This is a genomic window from Nitritalea sp. (assembly GCF_054166705.1).
In genome coordinates this window covers 14,298-30,268 of the sequence record NZ_JBSZCV010000007.1, presented here as the reverse complement: position 1 = coordinate 30,268, position 15,971 = coordinate 14,298, and the positions used below count along the sequence as shown (strand labels likewise).

Annotated in this window: 12 protein-coding genes; 9 read left to right on the top strand and 3 right to left on the bottom strand. The window is 53.2% G+C overall.

Features of this window, described 5'->3' with window-relative positions:
* Nucleotides 1-35: 35 nt before the first annotated feature.
* The gene (locus ACXIT9_RS03465; protein ID WP_458054855.1) at nucleotides 36-842 is read right to left on the bottom strand and encodes an N-acetylmuramoyl-L-alanine amidase family protein; all 807 of its coding nucleotides are present in this window, start codon (nucleotides 840-842) and stop codon (nucleotides 36-38) included.
* A gap of 104 nt (nucleotides 843-946) precedes the next feature.
* On the opposite strand from ACXIT9_RS03465, the gene ACXIT9_RS03460 reads away from it, so the two are divergent.
* On the top strand, nucleotides 947-3,664 hold the full coding sequence (locus ACXIT9_RS03460; protein WP_458054929.1) for a putative LPS assembly protein LptD: 2,718 nt from the start codon (nucleotides 947-949) through the stop codon (nucleotides 3,662-3,664).
* Nucleotides 3,665-3,668: 4 nt separating this feature from the next.
* On the opposite strand, the gene ACXIT9_RS03455 is transcribed toward ACXIT9_RS03460, so the two are convergent.
* Complete coding sequence (locus ACXIT9_RS03455; RefSeq protein ID WP_458054854.1) at nucleotides 3,669-4,586, bottom strand: WD40 repeat domain-containing protein; 918 nt, start codon at nucleotides 4,584-4,586, stop codon at nucleotides 3,669-3,671.
* Between the two features lie 14 nt (nucleotides 4,587-4,600).
* Here ACXIT9_RS03455 and ACXIT9_RS03450 point away from each other — a divergent pair, with 14 nt between their 5' ends.
* The 8 genes from ACXIT9_RS03450 (at nucleotide 4,601) to ACXIT9_RS03415 (ending at nucleotide 15,153) form a co-directional block, all read left to right on the top strand.
* Nucleotides 4,601-5,254: a 4'-phosphopantetheinyl transferase family protein gene (locus ACXIT9_RS03450; protein WP_458054853.1), complete on the top strand. Its 654-nt coding sequence runs from the start codon at nucleotides 4,601-4,603 to the stop codon at nucleotides 5,252-5,254.
* Nucleotides 5,255-5,691: 437 nt separating this feature from the next.
* Nucleotides 5,692-6,798 carry a chorismate mutase gene (locus ACXIT9_RS03445; protein ID WP_458054852.1) on the top strand — a complete coding sequence of 369 codons (1,107 nt, stop codon included), beginning with the start codon at nucleotides 5,692-5,694 and terminating at the stop codon, nucleotides 6,796-6,798.
* Nucleotides 6,799-6,861: 63 nt separating this feature from the next.
* Nucleotides 6,862-7,917 (top strand): 3-dehydroquinate synthase, encoded by a 1,056-nt coding sequence (gene aroB / locus ACXIT9_RS03440; RefSeq protein WP_458054851.1) that lies wholly within the window; start codon nucleotides 6,862-6,864, stop codon nucleotides 7,915-7,917.
* Nucleotides 7,918-7,932: 15 nt separating this feature from the next.
* The gene (locus ACXIT9_RS03435) at nucleotides 7,933-9,171 is read left to right on the top strand and encodes a 3-phosphoshikimate 1-carboxyvinyltransferase (protein ID WP_458054850.1); all 1,239 of its coding nucleotides are present in this window, start codon (nucleotides 7,933-7,935) and stop codon (nucleotides 9,169-9,171) included.
* Complete coding sequence (locus tag ACXIT9_RS03430) at nucleotides 9,158-10,027, top strand: prephenate dehydratase (RefSeq protein ID WP_458054849.1); 870 nt, start codon at nucleotides 9,158-9,160, stop codon at nucleotides 10,025-10,027. Before ACXIT9_RS03435 ends, ACXIT9_RS03430 begins: the two co-directional genes overlap by 14 nt.
* On the top strand, nucleotides 10,024-11,184 hold the full coding sequence (locus tag ACXIT9_RS03425) for a pyridoxal phosphate-dependent aminotransferase (protein WP_458054848.1): 1,161 nt from the start codon (nucleotides 10,024-10,026) through the stop codon (nucleotides 11,182-11,184). The genes ACXIT9_RS03430 and ACXIT9_RS03425 overlap by 4 nt, the downstream gene beginning before the upstream one ends.
* A gap of 90 nt (nucleotides 11,185-11,274) precedes the next feature.
* Entirely contained in the window at nucleotides 11,275-12,123 is an 849-nt protein-coding gene (locus ACXIT9_RS03420) for a prephenate dehydrogenase (protein WP_458054847.1), read from the top strand.
* Between the two features lie 75 nt (nucleotides 12,124-12,198).
* Nucleotides 12,199-15,153: an FAD-binding and (Fe-S)-binding domain-containing protein gene (locus tag ACXIT9_RS03415; protein ID WP_458054846.1), complete on the top strand. Its 2,955-nt coding sequence runs from the start codon at nucleotides 12,199-12,201 to the stop codon at nucleotides 15,151-15,153.
* Between the two features lie 120 nt (nucleotides 15,154-15,273).
* Here ACXIT9_RS03415 and ACXIT9_RS03410 read toward each other — a convergent pair whose 3' ends face one another.
* Nucleotides 15,274-15,813, bottom strand: coding sequence for a hypothetical protein (locus tag ACXIT9_RS03410; protein ID WP_458054845.1), 540 nt, complete (start codon nucleotides 15,811-15,813; stop codon nucleotides 15,274-15,276).
* Nucleotides 15,814-15,971 lie beyond the last annotated feature (158 nt).

Here is a 15,971-nt window from a genome sequence, read left to right as displayed (position 1 = left end):
GCTTTTACAGAAAAGCCCTGATTCTTTTGTTTTGCCTACAAGGCTTCCACTTCCTCTTTATACGCTTTTATGGAACGATAGATGGCTGAAGCCAAATAAACTTGCCCCTCTTTCGTGTTCAGGTAGCGCTCCTCATTCGCATTCGACAGAAAGCCCAGCTCGATCAGCACCGAAGGCATGCTCGTGCTCCACAGCACCCAAAAAGGCGCCTGCTTCACCCCTCGACTATGCCGATTTACGCGTGTCCTGAAATCGGTCTCGATTTTATCGGCCAGCGAGATGCTATTATGGATGTAGGCCTTTTGGGTGAAGTTAAATAAAATATAAGACTCCGGAGAAGTCGGATCGAAGCCCTCGTAGGTTTCCTGGTTGTCCTCTTCGAGCAGCAGCACCGCATTTTCCCGCTTGACGATATCAAAGTTGGACTCGAAATTTTTCGTTCCCATCACGAAGGTTTCCGTGCCATAGGCCGCCCGGGAGGGGGAGGCGTTACAGTGGATGGAAATAAAAAGATCCGCTCGATTTCGGTTGGCGATGTTGGAGCGCTCCTTCAGCCCGATAAAAACATCCGTTTTTCGCGTGTAGATCACCTCTACATCCGGCAGCAGCTCCTCTACATACTTGCCCACCTGCAAGGCTACTTTTAGGGCGATGTCCTTTTCCTTAGAAACCGCACCCACTGTTCCCGGATCCTTTCCTCCATGGCCTGCGTCGATAACGATGCGCCGCAATTTATAGTTGGGAGCCATCGGCCCCGTAGGCTGAAAAGCACTTAAAAGAAAAGCCAGCGTCAAGCAAGCGAGGAATAGAATATTTTTAAGCCGGATACGTTTCATAAGCATTAAATACCATTAACTTTGCACGGGCAAAATTCAACAATTTTTATATAAACACGAAGAATTCAGTGCGTAAACACCAGTTCTTATTGCTTCTTCTCGCACTCTGCATGCTTTCGGATCTGGCCATGGGCCAAAGCCGGAGCAGAAGAAACGTCGAGCGCCCTTTAGTGGCTCCGGACACCTTGCCCGTGCCAGGTCAGGAGCGCCCAGAACTGGACCTGAACCTGGATAGCCTACTCGTGGACTTTCCGGATTCGATTCCCCCGAATGACAGTACTGCCGTAAGGCCTAAGGGAGATATTCAGACCACTATCAACTATTACGCCGAAGACTCGATCATCACCGACTTCGTTACTGGGAAAATATATTTGTATAACGATGCCTGGTTTGAATACGGAAATATACGATTAGATGCAGATTTAATCATCATCGATCAGAATAAAAGCGAAATCTATGCGTCGGGCATTGTAGACTCCACAGGAGTGGTGCAGGGAAACCCCATCTTTAAGGAGGGGCAGAGCACCTATGAGATCCGAAAGGAGATGCGCTACAATATAAAGTCCCAAAAAGCCATCATCAAGGATGTGGTGACCGAGCAGCAGGATGGCCTCTTGCGCGGGGAGACCATCAAAAAAACCACCGACGGGAGTATCTACATGGATAAGGGCTTTTATACTACCTGTAATTTGGCGGAGCCCCACTGGCACATCAATGCCGCCAAAATCAAATCCGTACGCGGTAAACAGGTGGTCACGGGGCCCTTTAACCTCTACTTTAATGATATTCCGACGCCGATCGGCCTGCCTTTTGGCATCATTCCCGACACCCCCGATGAAAAGGCTTCCGGTATTATTTTTCCGTCCTACGGACAAGAGCAGGTGCGCGGTTTTTTCTTGCGGAACTTCGGGTATTACTTTGCCTTTAACGACTACGTACACACGCGCCTGACCGGAGAAGTGTATTCCCGAGGGGGCTGGGGAGTAAATGCCGCTTCCGCCTATAAAAAGCGCTACCGCTATGGAGGGAGCTTTAACGTGGACTTCCAGCGCATCACCAGTGATATTACCGAGGCAAACCCGCTAGATTTTTCCACCACCTGGGTGACCTGGCAGCATACCCCGGAGGCACGCGGCAATAGCCGTTTTTCAGCATCTGTAAATGCCGGGAGCACAAATTATAACGATGTGGTGATCCGAAATAACTTCCAGCAAAATATCAATGCGGAATTTTCGTCGAACATCGCCTATAGCAAGACCTTCGCCGGCACGCCTTTTAGTATGTCGGCCAACTTACGGCATTCTCAAAACGTGCAGACAAATGAGGTAAACCTGATACTTCCCGATATAGCGGTAAACATGAACCGGCAGTCGCCTTTCCGAAATGCCAAGTTTGAGCCGATCCGTACGCTAAACATCGCCTATAACTTTAATTTAACGAATACGATCACCAATAGGGAGCAGCAGCAGATCGGGGTAGTCTCGGATGCCTTTCTGCAGTCTCAAAACTTACAGCAGGAGCAAAATTTCTTGGATTTCACCCTGGCGAACTTGCCCCAGCTGCTTCGAGATGCGAATAATGGGGCACGCAATACCATACCGATCACCTCAAACTTTACCTTGTTTAAGTATTTTACAGGAACTGCGGCGGTAAACTATACCGAGCTCTGGTATTTGGAACGCATCAATTATTTCTTTAACCCAGCCGAGCAGCGAGTAGATCGTAATGTCGAGCAAGGCTTTAATCGCGTGAATTTTTTCAACAGCTCTTTTGCTTTAAATACGAATATTTATGGGTTTTATAAATTCAAGCGCTCGAAAAGTATAGAGACCATTCGGCATCACATGCAGCCGACCTTTAGCTTTAACTTTACCCCGGATTTCTCGGACCCACAGCGTGGCTTTTTTCAGCGGGTACAAACCGATAGCTTAGGCAATACGCAGCTATTTTCTCGCCACCAAGGCTTTGTTTTCGGCTCGGCACCTTTGGGCGAAGCCCGCTCCCTGGGGATTAATATCCGAAATACGGTGGAGGCTAAGCTGATAAATAAAAGTGATACGGCGGCGAATCGTACCCGTAAAATCCCGATTCTTCAAACCTTAAACATCGCTACCAATTATAATTTTGCTGCTGACTCTTTTCAGTTAGCCCCTGTCAACATCAATACGCGGACGGCATTCTTTGATAATAAGTTGAATGTCAACCTCTCCGCTACCTTTGATCCCTACGCTTCGGGTACTTTCCGGAATGCCCAGGGGCAAGAGATTACACGCCGTATTAATGAGTTTGCCTTTACGCGGGGTCAGGGGCTGGCACGGCTTCGCAATGCCACGCTGAACGTTACCGGAAGTTTAAATCCCAGGAGAGGAGACCGAAACCCGGGGCAGATGCGTGATGAGTTGACCAATGACTTTATCAACCAAGGAGGGGTCATGAATGAGTTCGTGGAAAACGAGATCACGCGTATTGTCAATGACCCCACCCTCTACATCGACTGGGAGATTCCCTGGAACCTGGGCTTCGGCTATAACATCGTGTACAGTGTGCAGGGAAACGGGATGACTAACCTCACGCAGGCGCTCAACTTAAATGGAGATGTGAGTATAAGCGAGAAGTGGAAGATCAATTTCAACTCGGGGATCGATTTCTCTACGCGGCAGGTGACGCAGTCCATGATCGGCATTGCGCGCAACTTACACTGCTGGACCATGAATGTAAACTGGATTCCTTTCGGTCGCTTCACCTCCTATAACATTGACATTCGCGTGAATTCTGCGATGTTACAGGATCTGAAGGTATCACGTCGCCGTTCTTTCTTCGACCGCTAAGCCTTTAGCGGTAGGAGAGACCCGTTATCTTCCAAACCGACACACTGCGATCATCGCTGACGGAGACGACCTGATCCTCGAAACCCGTCCACAGGACCTTGTTGATGGAAGTCCCATGCCCTGCGTGCCGAGCCTTGTCGATGACCTTCAGAAGGCGCTGTTCCTCCAGCTGCCAGACCTTCACGGATTTATCCATGCTGCCGCTCACGAAATACTGGCCCCCGGGATGAAAGGCCACGCTATTAATGGCATACATGTGCGCCACCACTGCGTTTAAGCATTCGAAGTTTTCCGCATCCCAAAACTTAAGATGCGCATCCCGACTTCCGCTGAGCAGATACTTTCCGCAGGGAGAAAACTTCAGGGAGAAAATGGAGTTTTTATGCGCCCCTTCTAAGCGCTTTACGGGGGCAAAAGAGCCACGCTCCACCACGGTAAGCGCATGTTCGGAATCCCCGATGGCTACATATTTTTCCGATACGGCCAGCGTACGAAGCGATTTTTCAGAGATTTTGATATGTTTTTTTACGGCCCGAGCCACGACGTCCAGTACGATGAGCACCCCATCCCCTGTGGCGATGTACAAAAGATTTTCATCTAAAAATAAGTCGAATATTGCGGAATTCGTAACTTTTATAGACCAAACTTGGTTATTCCTTTCGAGATCGATCACATGAATGCCTTCGAAATTCTGGCCGAGATACAGCAACTTACCCGCTTTATCTACCGTAAGGGCATAGATGGAGTTCGGTACTTTCGCTACCAGTTTTCCGGGATCCGGCTGACGTAAATCCCATGAGACTACCATGCCATTTCCGTCGGCAGTATACACGGCATGTGCATCCGCTCCGGCGACTACAGTGTAAATACAATCGTTATGTCCAGTTAAGGTATGGAGTTTTTCTACAGTAATTCCAGCCATAAAAAGAAAGGGTTATGAAGGCGTTTAAGCAAGAAACTATACCAACAAAAATAGAGAAAATAAGTGCCGTATCTGCCCTTGTTTTACGAGAAATTCCCGAAGTACTCGAAACCGATACCTCCTTTCTTAGCTTTCGCGAGCGCCTCTCCCTCGCGAATATTACCCATCCCATGAAGCAGCGCGAGTGGGTGGCAGCACGTGTGGCCGTAAAAGAATCCCTCGACGCCCTGGGCTTGGTGTACCCCGGGTTTTATAAAGATCGCCATGGGAAGTCCCACAGCATGAATGGCATCGGATACGTATCCCTTTCCCATACCGAGCGCTTTGCCGCCGCCATCTACCACCAGGAAATGCCCGTTGGCATCGACATCGATCATGTACGCGAAAAAACACTTCGTCTCGGGCCGAAATTTCTTTCCGATAAAGAGCTCGAGTTCCTTCCGAAGGACCCCCTGCATTATACGTTGGCCTGGTCGGCTAAAGAAACCATCTTTAAATGCCAGGGCAGAAAGGGTATTAGCCTGCGTGAACATATCCTGCTGGATCCCTTTCCTGTAAATGCCCCCTTCATCTACGGTCAAATTCATCATACCGAGCACTCTAACCATTTCTATAAAGTGAAGCCATTCGTCGAAAATGACCTGGTGATGACCTACACCGTCTGGTGAAGCCCTCTATTCACAACGACTTGGTGATGCCCTACACCGTCTGGTGATGGCTTTCTGTAAAAGAAAAAAAATGAAAAGGAGCTTACTATTTTTTAAACGGAAATTTATTTGGTTTTTTTGATTAAAAAGTTTTCTATGTTTGTTTTTGTGGTTTTGCTTGAAGGGAAAACCGATAAATAAGCTGATCTTCATCAGTTTTTTAGTGTTCCGGTAAAAAAGAGGCCATTTCTTTATTTGTTTTTTAATTAGGAAGCTTTTACATTTACAGCATGATAACGCTACAGGGACGCTACTTCTTTTATTTTTACTTTTACTTTCGATCAAAAGTCGAATCGGAGCTCCCTATTGCCGCTTGAAGAAGAACACATTTATATAATCAAGATAGCAAGGTCCGATTCGAAAGAGTCGGACCTTTTTACATTTTAAACCAGTAACACATGAAAACGCACGTACAAAGTAAAGATTGGGGATTAGGCTTAGCGGGCCCACTGATCATCGCCGGCCCCTGCAGCGCAGAGACGCCCGAGCAGATAGAAAAAATCTGCCTAGAAATGAAAGCGCAAGACATGATTCCTAAGGTTTTTCGTGCGGGTATCTGGAAGCCCCGAACACGCCCCGGCTCCTTCGAGGGAATCGGTGAAGAAGGGCTCCCCTGGATGGAAATCGTCCGGCATCACCTGAACATTCCGATAACGACCGAAGTAGGAAATGCCGCCCATGTGGAGCAGGCACTCAAGCATAATATCGATATCCTCTGGGTGGGTGCGCGCACCACCGTTAACCCTTTCGCGGTACAGGAAATCGCCGAGGCGCTGCGTGGTACAGATATCCCTGTCATGGTCAAAAACCCCATGAATCCCGACTTGCAGCTGTGGATCGGAGCCTTAGAGCGTTTTCATGCCGTCGGCATCACGAAACTCGCTGCCATCCACCGCGGATTCTCCGACTCCTACGATAAAAAATTCCGAAACAAGCCCAACTGGTCCATGCCCATTCACCTGAAAAGAGAGTGGAAAGGGATGGAAGTCATTAACGACCCCAGCCACATCGTCGGGAAGCGGGAGGGACTCCTTGAAACCGCACAGCGTGCAATTAATTTCGGCTTGGATGGCCTTATGATCGAGACCCACCATAACCCCGAAAAAGCTTGGTCTGATGCCGCCCAGCAGGTGACGCCTGCCGCTCTAAAAGCCCTGCTCGCGGCCATCGACTTTAAAGAAACAAACGGGGTGGAAAATCCGGACGAACGTCTGAACGACCTTAGAAAGGCCGTCGATCATATGGACGATCAACTTCTAGACCTCCTGCAGGAGCGCTTCTCCATCATCGAGCAAATCGGCGCCTACAAGCGGGAGCATAACCTTACCGTTTTTCAGTCCGACCGCTGGAAGTTCGTCATGGACTCCCGAACCCAGAAAGGCATCGAAAAAAACCTCGGCGAAAAGTTTATGAAAGAATTGCTTTACTGCATCCATGAAGAGTCCGTAAAGCGCCAAGAAAAGCAGTTGCGCGAGGCCACCATCAGCAAAACTCCGCAGGTATAACGGAAGCAAAACTTGAAAAAGTGCTATTTCAGCCGTAACTTGCTTCTTGCTTAAACGAACAACATGCAACTTCCGAGTGTATCTTTTACGACCGACATCCGGTCTCATTTGCGCGAAGCGCTGGAGCAGCTCAGCTTCAGTAGCTTGGCGGTACTCTGCGATACGAACACCCATGCGGCCTGTTATCCGCTGGTGGCAGAGGTGCTGCCTCCCCATGCCGTGTTTGCCTTTTCAGCCGGTGAGCAGCAGAAGCACCTGCAGACCTGTATGGAGATTTGGCGCTGGATGACCGAGCAGCAGCTGGACAGGCAGTCCCTGCTGCTGAATATCGGCGGCGGCGTGACGGGAGATATGGGCGGATTCTGTGCTGCCACCTACAAGCGGGGCATCCGCTTCCTAAATGTGCCCACCAGCCTCCTCGCCCAGGTAGATGCCAGCGTAGGGGGTAAGTTGGGCGTTGATTTCATGGGCTTTAAAAACCACCTGGGTGTATTTTCCGACCCGGAAAGCGTTTTGATCGACGCTACTTTCCTCAGCAGCCTGCCGGAGCGCGAGCTGCGCTCGGGGTTCGCGGAAATCATCAAGCATGGCCTCATTCAGGATGCCGCCTACTTCCAGTCCCTGAGCAGTCGCAGCGACTGGAAGGCACAGGACTGGCCAGCGCTCATCCAGCATTCGGTAGCCATCAAGCAGGCTGTGGTACAGGAAGACCCGAAAGAAAAAGGGCTACGCCGCATCCTGAACTTCGGGCATACCGTCGGCCATGCCGTAGAGTCCCACTTTCTGGAAACTGCACAGCCCTTACTGCATGGAGAGGCTATCGCGCTGGGCATGATCGCTGAGGCTTTCTTGTCTTGGAAACATACCGGCCTTCCTGAGGAAGCCCTGCACCTGATCACGCGCTATCTCCTCGATGTTTTCGGTAAGGTGGCCCTTCCACTGCAAGAATTTCCCCAGCTGCTAGAGCGCTGCCTGCAGGATAAAAAGAATGCCGGCAGCACGATTCAGCTGGCACTTCTGGCCGACATCGGTACGGCGCTCCCTCAGGTGCCCCTGACCTTAGCCGAGGTAGAGGAATCCCTTCATTATTATGTGGCGCAGTCCCTCGAACTGCCTTGAAAATCCCCCCAACCTATGGATGTATTAACCCTTCCCCAGCACAACCAGTTTCCCCATACGCGCATCCCTTTGCCGGCCTCCAAGTCGGAAAGTAACCGCGCCCTGATCATCCAAGCACTTGCAGGCCCGGACTGTGTGCTCGAAAATTTAGCCGAAGCGCGCGACACCCAAACGATGATTCGCTTGCTTCAGACGCTGCCGCCTTCTTTGGATGTGCTCGATGCGGGAACGACGATGCGCTTTTTGACCGCATTTTTGGCCCGAGGCCAAGAGAAAAAATTGATTACCGGCACGGCACGTATGTGCGAGCGGCCCATCGGAATCCTCGTGGATGCCCTGCGAGAGCTGGGTGCCGAAATCCACTACCTGGGCGCTGAGGGCTTTCCGCCGCTGGCCATCCATGGCATGCAGGAGCAGCGAAGTGCCCGCGTCAGCGTGCGCGGCGATGTGAGCAGCCAGTACGTCTCGGCTCTTTTACTCATCGCCCCCACCTTGCCGGAAGGGCTCCAGCTCCATCTAGAAGGTAAAGTCGGCTCCAAAACATATATCGACATGACGCTGGCCCTGATGCGGCATTTTGGGGCCGAGGCCCAATGGGTCGAAAACGAAATTCACGTGGCGCCTAAACCCTATCAGCCGAATCGCTTTGCCGTGGAGGCCGACTGGTCTGGGGCCAGCTACTGGTTTAGTCTGGTGGCCTGCGCAGAGGCAGGTAGCCTCTTTTTAGAAGGGTTGAAGCCGGAGAGCTTGCAAGGGGATGCCGCCATCGTCGCCATCATGGAGCGCTTAGGGGTGAAAAGTACTTTCCAGGAGGGGGGCGTTCTGCTCGAAAAGCAAGCGGTGCTCGGACTCGAGGCCTGGGATTTTACGCACTGCCCCGACCTGGCCCAAACGGTGGCCGTAACCTGCGCGATCCTCGGGCAGCGCGCGGTGTTCACCGGGCTAGAAAGCCTGCGGATAAAAGAGACAGATCGCATCGCCGCCCTGCAGCAAGAGCTGGGCAAGTGGTCCGCCACCCTTACAGAAGATAGCCCGGGGGCCTTTACCCTTACGCCCAGCATCGAGATGCCGCAGGAGGTGCTTATCCACACCTACGACGATCACCGTATGGCCATGGCCTTTATGCCCCTGATGACCCGCACCCGCGTGCATATAGAAGACCCCGAAGTGGTGAATAAATCCTACCCCAGCTTTTGGAAGCATCTGGCGCGCCTACATCCCACCCTTCAAGTTCCCCATCATGAGCACGCGTAATGTCGCCATCCAAGGGCTGCCCGGCTCTTTCCACCACCAAGTGGCACTGCGCTATTTCGGAGAGGATGTGCACGTGTTGGAATGCAGCACCTTCGAAGAAGTTGCCAGCGCTGTGGCCCGCCAAGAGGTGGCCTATGGTGTGCTGGCCATCGAAAACTCCATCGCAGGTGCTATTTTACCAAATTATGAGTTGATCGACCGCCATCACCTGCAGATCAGCGACGAGCATTACCTGCCCATCGCCCACCACCTGATGGCACTGCCCGGACAGGATATACAGCATATCCGCGAGGTGCGCTCCCATCCGATGGCCCTCCTGCAGTGTCAGGCCTTTTTCGCCCAGCACCCGCACCTGCAGCCACAGGCAGATACCGATACCGCTACTGTGGCTAAAAGAATTCGGCAGCAGCAGCTTCGGGGGGTGGCAGCGATCGCCTCGGAAGTGGCAGCCTCCATCTACGAGCTTCAGATTCTGGCCTCCCATATCCAAACAGTAAAAGAAAATTATACCCGCTTCGTAATCGTCAGCTCCCGAAGCAGGACCTCGCCCAAAGCCTGGCAGCTGGGGCTTGCCCTACATCCTGACCAACAGAAACGGGCCTGGAAAACCTCGATAAAAGTTGCGATGCCGAACCAAGCGGGCATCCTGGCACGCCTGCTCAGCCTTATCGCCGAGGCAGGTGCAGACTTGAGTAAAATCCAGTCCGTTCCCCTGATCCAAAAACCCTGGGAATACGCCTTCTTTATGGACCTCTGCTACGGAGAGCCCCAGCTTTGGGAGCAGCTAAGAGCCGCCATCGAGGAGAACTTCGGGCAGGTCACCGTCTTTGGTACTTATCAAAATCGATTAGCATGAGTAAGCTCTTTGCACAGCGTCACGCCGCCATCCAGCCGTATTACTTCCAGCGCAAGTTGCAGGAGGTGCGCCAACTTGAGGCGGCAGGCCATCGGGTGATCCACCTAGGCATCGGCAGCCCGGACCTACCTCCGGCAGCAGAGGTAGTGGAGGCCCTTTGTGCGGCAGCACGGCAGCCCCAGGTGCATGGCTACCAAAGCTACAGCGGTCTGCCGGCTCTCCGTGCAGCCATGGCCGATTATTATGCGACACAGTACGGCGTTCCGCTGGATGCCGACAGCGAAATACTGCCCCTCATGGGCTCTAAAGAGGGGATCATGCACCTTTCCATGGCCTTTTTGAATCCAGGTGATGCTATTATGGTCCCTGACCCGGGCTACCCCAGCTATGCCGCTGCCGCGCGGATGCTGGGCGCCGAAGTCATTCCCTATGCGCTGAGCGAGGAAAAGGGCTGGGAGCCCAGCGCCGCCGCCCTGGAAGCCGCTTGGAGGCCACAGGTAAAAATTCTCTATGCCAATTTCCCGCACATGCCCACAGGCGCGGTGGGAAGCGCAGAAACCCGGCAGCTGCTGGTGGATTTTGCCCTCGAAAAGGGCCTAGTTCTCGTCCACGATAATCCGTATAGCCAGGTGCTGGTAGAGCAGCCAGAAAGTTTTCTGTCCCTGCGCGGCGCCGCCTCTTGTGTGCTGGAGCTCAACAGTCTGAGCAAGTCAGCCAATATGGCGGGCTGGCGCGTAGGCATGCTCTGTGGCCGCGCGGATTGGATCGCGGCTGTGCTCCGCATGAAGAGCAATATGGATTCCGGCATGTTTTACGGCCTGCAGCTCGGTGCCATAGCCGCCCTCTCGCAGCCGAGAAGCTGGTATACTGCCTTGAATAGCGCGTACGCCGAACGCCGGGAAGCCCTGTGGACCTTTTGTGTCCGGATGGGCTGGCGCTTTCAGCGGGACCGCGCCGGCATGTTCGTCTGGGCGGGCCTTCCGGAGGGGGAGGCTGGCACCCAGGTAGTAGACCGCCTGCTGCGGGAGAAGCATATTTTCTTGACCCCGGGGGAGGTGTTTGGGCCTAGCGGCAAAGCCTACGTCCGACTTTCCCTCTGCGCTCCGCTGGATGCGATCCAGGAAGCCATTCGACGCATCGATGCGGCGGCACCCTAAAGAAAGCCCCTCAAGTAGCCCTTTAAAAACGAATATAAAATAGAAATCTAAAGCGGCATGGTCCCTAGACGCCACCGCCTAAATAGTAATATGCAACATATCCACATCATCGGCCTCGGACTTTTAGGAGGCTCCTTCGGCTTAGCCTTACAGCAAGTCCTACCCACACTCAGCCGCAGCGGCTGGGACAGCAATCCGAACCATGCGAATGAAGCTTTGGCTCTCGGCCTGGTGCAGCGCATCGAAGCTTCCGTTCCAGCCGAAACAGATATTGTCCTGCTGGCCACCCCAGTAGATACCCTCCCCGTCCTGGCTGCTCAGGTATTAGATCAGGTGGGACCCGAAACGCTGGTCATCGACCTCGGCTCCACGAAAGGAGCCTTATGTGCGGCCTTGCGCCAGCACCCGAAGCGTGCCCAGTTTTTAGCCGGCCACCCCATCGCAGGGACGGAATACTCGGGTCCTCGTGCGGCCGTGGCCGGGCTACTCGAGCGCAAGGTCTTTATCGTCTGCGAGATGGAGCGCACCGACCTGCACCTGAAGGAAAAGGCCTACGCCCTGCTCGAAGCCCTGAACATGAAGTTACGTTTTATGGAGCCAGAGGAGCATGATCGCCACCTGGCCTTTGTGTCTCACCTTTCCCATGCCACCTCCTTTATGCTTGGCGAGACGGTGCTCCAGAAAATGGAAGACGACCGCCACATTTTCGATATGGCAGGTTCCGGGTTTGCGTCCACCGTGCGACTGGCCAAGTCGAGCCCCGCCATGTGGACCCCCATCTTTTTGGAAAACCGCAGACACCTGTTGGATGCTCTGGACCGCTATATCGCGAACCTGCAGGAGCTGCGCGGGACCCTGGAAAGTGGCGACAGTGCCGCGCTGCATGCCCGCTTGAAAGGCATAAACCGCATCCAGACCATTTTGGACTTAGAGCCCTAAGTGCTCTAAGCCCTCCGTCTCTTTTGGGCCACGGCCCAAAGCCCAAATCTTTCCTTTATTTCGTACCTTAGCAGCATGAGTATGCGCACTTCTGATTTACGTCCCGCCCTGGAAGCTTTAGCTGAGCAACTTACCGGCGAGCTGGTTTTCGATAGCCTGAGTAGAAACTTGTATGCCACCGATGCCTCCGTGTATCGGGAGCAACCCTTAGCAGTGGCCTTTCCGAAGGATTCGGTAGATTTACAGCGGCTGGTGCGTTTCGCTAAAGAGCAGGGCACCTCGCTGATCCCACGGACGGCGGGCACCTCGCTGGCGGGGCAGTGTGTTGGAAACGGCATTGTCGTAGATGTCAGTCGGCACATGGGCGCGATTTTGGATTTTGATGCCGAGGCGCGTACGGTGCGCGTGCAGCCCGGCGTGGTGCGGGATACCTTAAACCGCTTTTTAAAGCCGCATGGCTTGTTTTTTAGCCCCATTACCTCCACAGCGAACCGAGCCATGATCGGCGGAATGGTGGGAAATAATTCTTCAGGGACCACTTCCATCGTCTATGGCACCACGCGCGAGAAAGTGCTCCGCCTGGAAACCATCTTGAGTGATGGCTCAGAGGCGGTTTTCGAAGCGCTGACACCGGAGGCCTTGCAGGCCAAAGCGCAGGAGCAGAGCCTGGAGGGGAGCCTCTACCGCTGGGCGCTGGACACGCTGGCAGACCCTGAAGTCCAGGAAGATATCCGCCAGGGCTTTCCGAAGGCTTCCATCCACCGTAGAAACACAGGCTATGCGCTGGATTACCTGGCAGCAGCGGCGCCCTTTCAAGAAGCAGGTGAGCCCTTTAACTTTTGTAAGCTGCTCTGTGGTTCGGAGGGCACCCTCGCCCTGACCACTGCAGTGACGCTGTCACTAGACCCGCTGCCGGAGCCGGTGGAAATCGTGGTGGCGGCACACTTTAATAGTATCCATGACTCCATGCGAGGGGCACAGGTGGCCATGCAGCATCCTGCCACCGCGGTAGAACTGATGGACAAAATCATTTTAGACTGCACGAAAACCAGCTTGGCCTATGCCCCGAATCGCTATTTTGTGGAGGGAGATCCTGAGGCACTGCTGATGATCGAGTTTCGAGGCCCCGATGAAGCTAGCGCCCGCGCAAAAGGAGAAGCCTTGATCGCGGCACTGCAGGCAGGGCAACTAGGATATGCCTATCCCATCATCGGTCCCGAGAAAACTGCCGCCGCCTGGGCGCTGCGTAGTGCCGGCTTGGGCCTGCTAGCGAATATTCCGGGCGACCCGAAAGCAGTGGCTTGCATCGAAGATACCGCTGTGGCCATAGAAGACCTGGCTGACTACATCGCTGAATTCGATCAGATGATGGAGGCCTATGGCCAAAAACCAGTGCATTATGCCCATGCTGGCGCGGGTGAAATCCACCTGCGCCCCATCTTGGACCTGAAAACGGAAAAAGGGAGAGCAGATTTCTATGCCATTTCACGCGACACTGCCTTGCTGGTTAAAAAATACCGGGGTTCCCTGTCCGGAGAACATGGGGATGGGCGCGTGCGTGCCCCTTTTATCCCTTTAGTGGTCGGTGAGCGCAATTATGAGCGCTTCCGCGCGCTAAAATATGCCTGGGACCCCAAGGGAATTTTTAACCCCGGCAAAATCGTAGACGCGGCACCCATGGACAGTTCCCTGCGTTACGAAGCAGGCATGGAGACTCCTGTTCCTGAAACGCTACTGGATTTCTCAGCTGAGGGAGGCATCCTGCGCATGGCCGAAAAATGCAATGGCTCCGGTGACTGTCGCAAGGAGGCCGCTTCGGGAGGGACCATGTGTCCCAGCTACCAGGCCACACGGATGGAGCGCGACACGACGCGCGGGAGGGCCAATACCTTACGCGAATTTTTAACCCAAAATAAGGCGGAAAATCCTTTCGACCATCCGGAAATTAAAGAGGTCCTCGACCTTTGCCTTTCCTGTAAAGGCTGTACGGCCGAATGCCCTTCGAATGTGGATATGGCCAGCATGAAGGCGGAGTTTTTACATCAGTACCAAAAGACCCATGGCGTCCCGCTCCGCTCCAAGGCCTTTGCCTATATCGATCGCCTGAATGCACTCAGCAGCCCTTTGGCACCGCTGAGCAATGCGCTGCTTGCCCATCCCCTTACGGGGGGGCTGGTGAAAAAAGTTTTGGGCGTAGCCCCGGAGCGTAGTCTGCCACAGGTAGCATCCCAGTCGCTGATGGCTTGGTACCGCAAGCATGCCCAGACCCGAGTACCGCTGCAGGCGCCGATCAAGACCGTCTATCTGTTTGTAGATGAGTTTACCAATTATAACGAGCCGGAAGTCGGAAGGGCTGCCCTGGAGCTGCTTTATGCCTTGAACTATGATGTGCGGGTGCTTCCCCATCAGGAATCGGGACGCTCCGCCCTTTCGAAGGGGCTTTTAGAGAAAGCCAGAGGCCATGCAGAAGCGAATGTAGCGCTCTTCGGACCGCTTATCGATGCGGAAACGCCGCTAATCGGGCTGGAGCCCTCGGCCTTGCTCAGTTTCCGCGATGAGTATCCACGCCTGGTGCGCGGCGAGGAACTGCGTACACAAGCGAAAAAATTGAAGCAATATAGTCTACTCTTTGAGGAGTTTATTGGTCGCGAAGTGACAGCAGGAGCCATCGGCCCCGAGTCCTTTACGGATCAACCGGCGCAGGTTTTGATCCACGGACACTGCCACCAGAAGGCCCTTTCCAGTGTGAAGTGGATCGAGCGCTGTGTAGGACTTCCTTCGGGCTACCAAGTGCAGGTAATTCCTTCTGGCTGCTGCGGCATGGCGGGCTCTTTCGGTTACGAGCAGGAGCATTATGCGCTCAGCATGCAAATCGGCGAGCTCGTCTTATTTCCTGCGGTTCGAGCAGCAGCACCCGAAACCCTTCTGGTAGCTCCCGGGACAAGCTGCCGGCATCAGGTATTCGACGGTACGCAGCGACGGGCGCAGCATCCTGCCACGCTGCTGCGCGCCGCCTTACGTAGCAAGTAAGGCCGTGCTGGCTGTGTGGGCTTAAAAGCTACAGCTTACTCCCGTATGCATTCCTGCAGCGTCCAAGTTTTGCCACCCAGGGGGCATACGCCGCCTGGGTAAAAAAGTGTATCCCGCGGCTTAGGGCAGCTGGAAAATAAAGGAGGCGATATTCCCCTGCCTAAACTCCTTATTTCCCCACATATAGGTCAGCGGATAGCACTTGATGCTAAACCTGTCAGAATGCAAATAGGTGAAGGAAACGCCCGTCTCCAGTCCGATACGCGTGAAATTCAAGCTCATTTCCTCGAAAACGAAATTGCTAGCGCGAAGACCAGTTGCGTACACCAAAGCAGGCCCTACAAAGGGCGTCAGACGGAATTTTGACGTCGAAACTACATCATAATTGATGTGTGTGGCCAAAGAAACGGTCACATGAAGCTCTGAAAGCAATTCTGCGCTTTGGCGACTGTTGAGTAAATTCCCCTGCAGCGTAGGTGTCAACGAAAATCTACTGTCTTGCAGGTAAAACTGACGCTGCACGAGCGCCCCGAAACCTGTATGTTCCTCAAGACCTGAGGGCCCAAACTGACTAATCACGTGGGTGCCCCCAACATAAACCTGTGCGAAGGTAGCAGGTAGGAGGGAAAACAAAAGAGCAAGCGGAAAAAGAAATCTCAAAAATTTTAGCATTAGTATCTATATTTTTTTAGTAAAAACATCCCGGTGTTCGCAAAATCATATTTTTTATCTACTAAAGATAAACTCCAGCAATGTCTGTAATTTTTGTAAAGTATCCTATTGTTTTTGATGAATTTAGGGTTAAAAGTGAAGGTGCA

Excerpts from the sequence above, each read along its gene's own strand:
- ACXIT9_RS03460 (WP_458054929.1), top strand. The coding sequence starts at position 947 with ATGCTTTCGGATCTGGCCATGGGCCAAAGCCGGAGCAGAAGAAACGTC.
- ACXIT9_RS03450 (WP_458054853.1), top strand. The coding sequence starts at position 4,601 with ATGAAGGCGTTTAAGCAAGAAACTATACCAACAAAAATAGAGAAAATA.
- aroB (WP_458054851.1), top strand. The coding sequence starts at position 6,862 with ATGCAACTTCCGAGTGTATCTTTTACGACCGACATCCGGTCTCATTTG.
- ACXIT9_RS03455 (WP_458054854.1), bottom strand. The coding sequence starts at position 4,586 with ATGGCTGGAATTACTGTAGAAAAACTCCATACCTTAACTGGACATAAC.
- ACXIT9_RS03420 (WP_458054847.1), top strand. The coding sequence starts at position 11,275 with ATGCAACATATCCACATCATCGGCCTCGGACTTTTAGGAGGCTCCTTC.
- ACXIT9_RS03415 (WP_458054846.1), top strand. The coding sequence starts at position 12,199 with ATGAGTATGCGCACTTCTGATTTACGTCCCGCCCTGGAAGCTTTAGCT.
- ACXIT9_RS03435 (WP_458054850.1), top strand. The coding sequence starts at position 7,933 with ATGGATGTATTAACCCTTCCCCAGCACAACCAGTTTCCCCATACGCGC.
- ACXIT9_RS03465 (WP_458054855.1), bottom strand. The coding sequence starts at position 842 with ATGCTTATGAAACGTATCCGGCTTAAAAATATTCTATTCCTCGCTTGC.
- ACXIT9_RS03445 (WP_458054852.1), top strand. The coding sequence starts at position 5,692 with ATGAAAACGCACGTACAAAGTAAAGATTGGGGATTAGGCTTAGCGGGC.
- ACXIT9_RS03430 (WP_458054849.1), top strand. The coding sequence starts at position 9,158 with ATGAGCACGCGTAATGTCGCCATCCAAGGGCTGCCCGGCTCTTTCCAC.
- ACXIT9_RS03425 (WP_458054848.1), top strand. The coding sequence starts at position 10,024 with ATGAGTAAGCTCTTTGCACAGCGTCACGCCGCCATCCAGCCGTATTAC.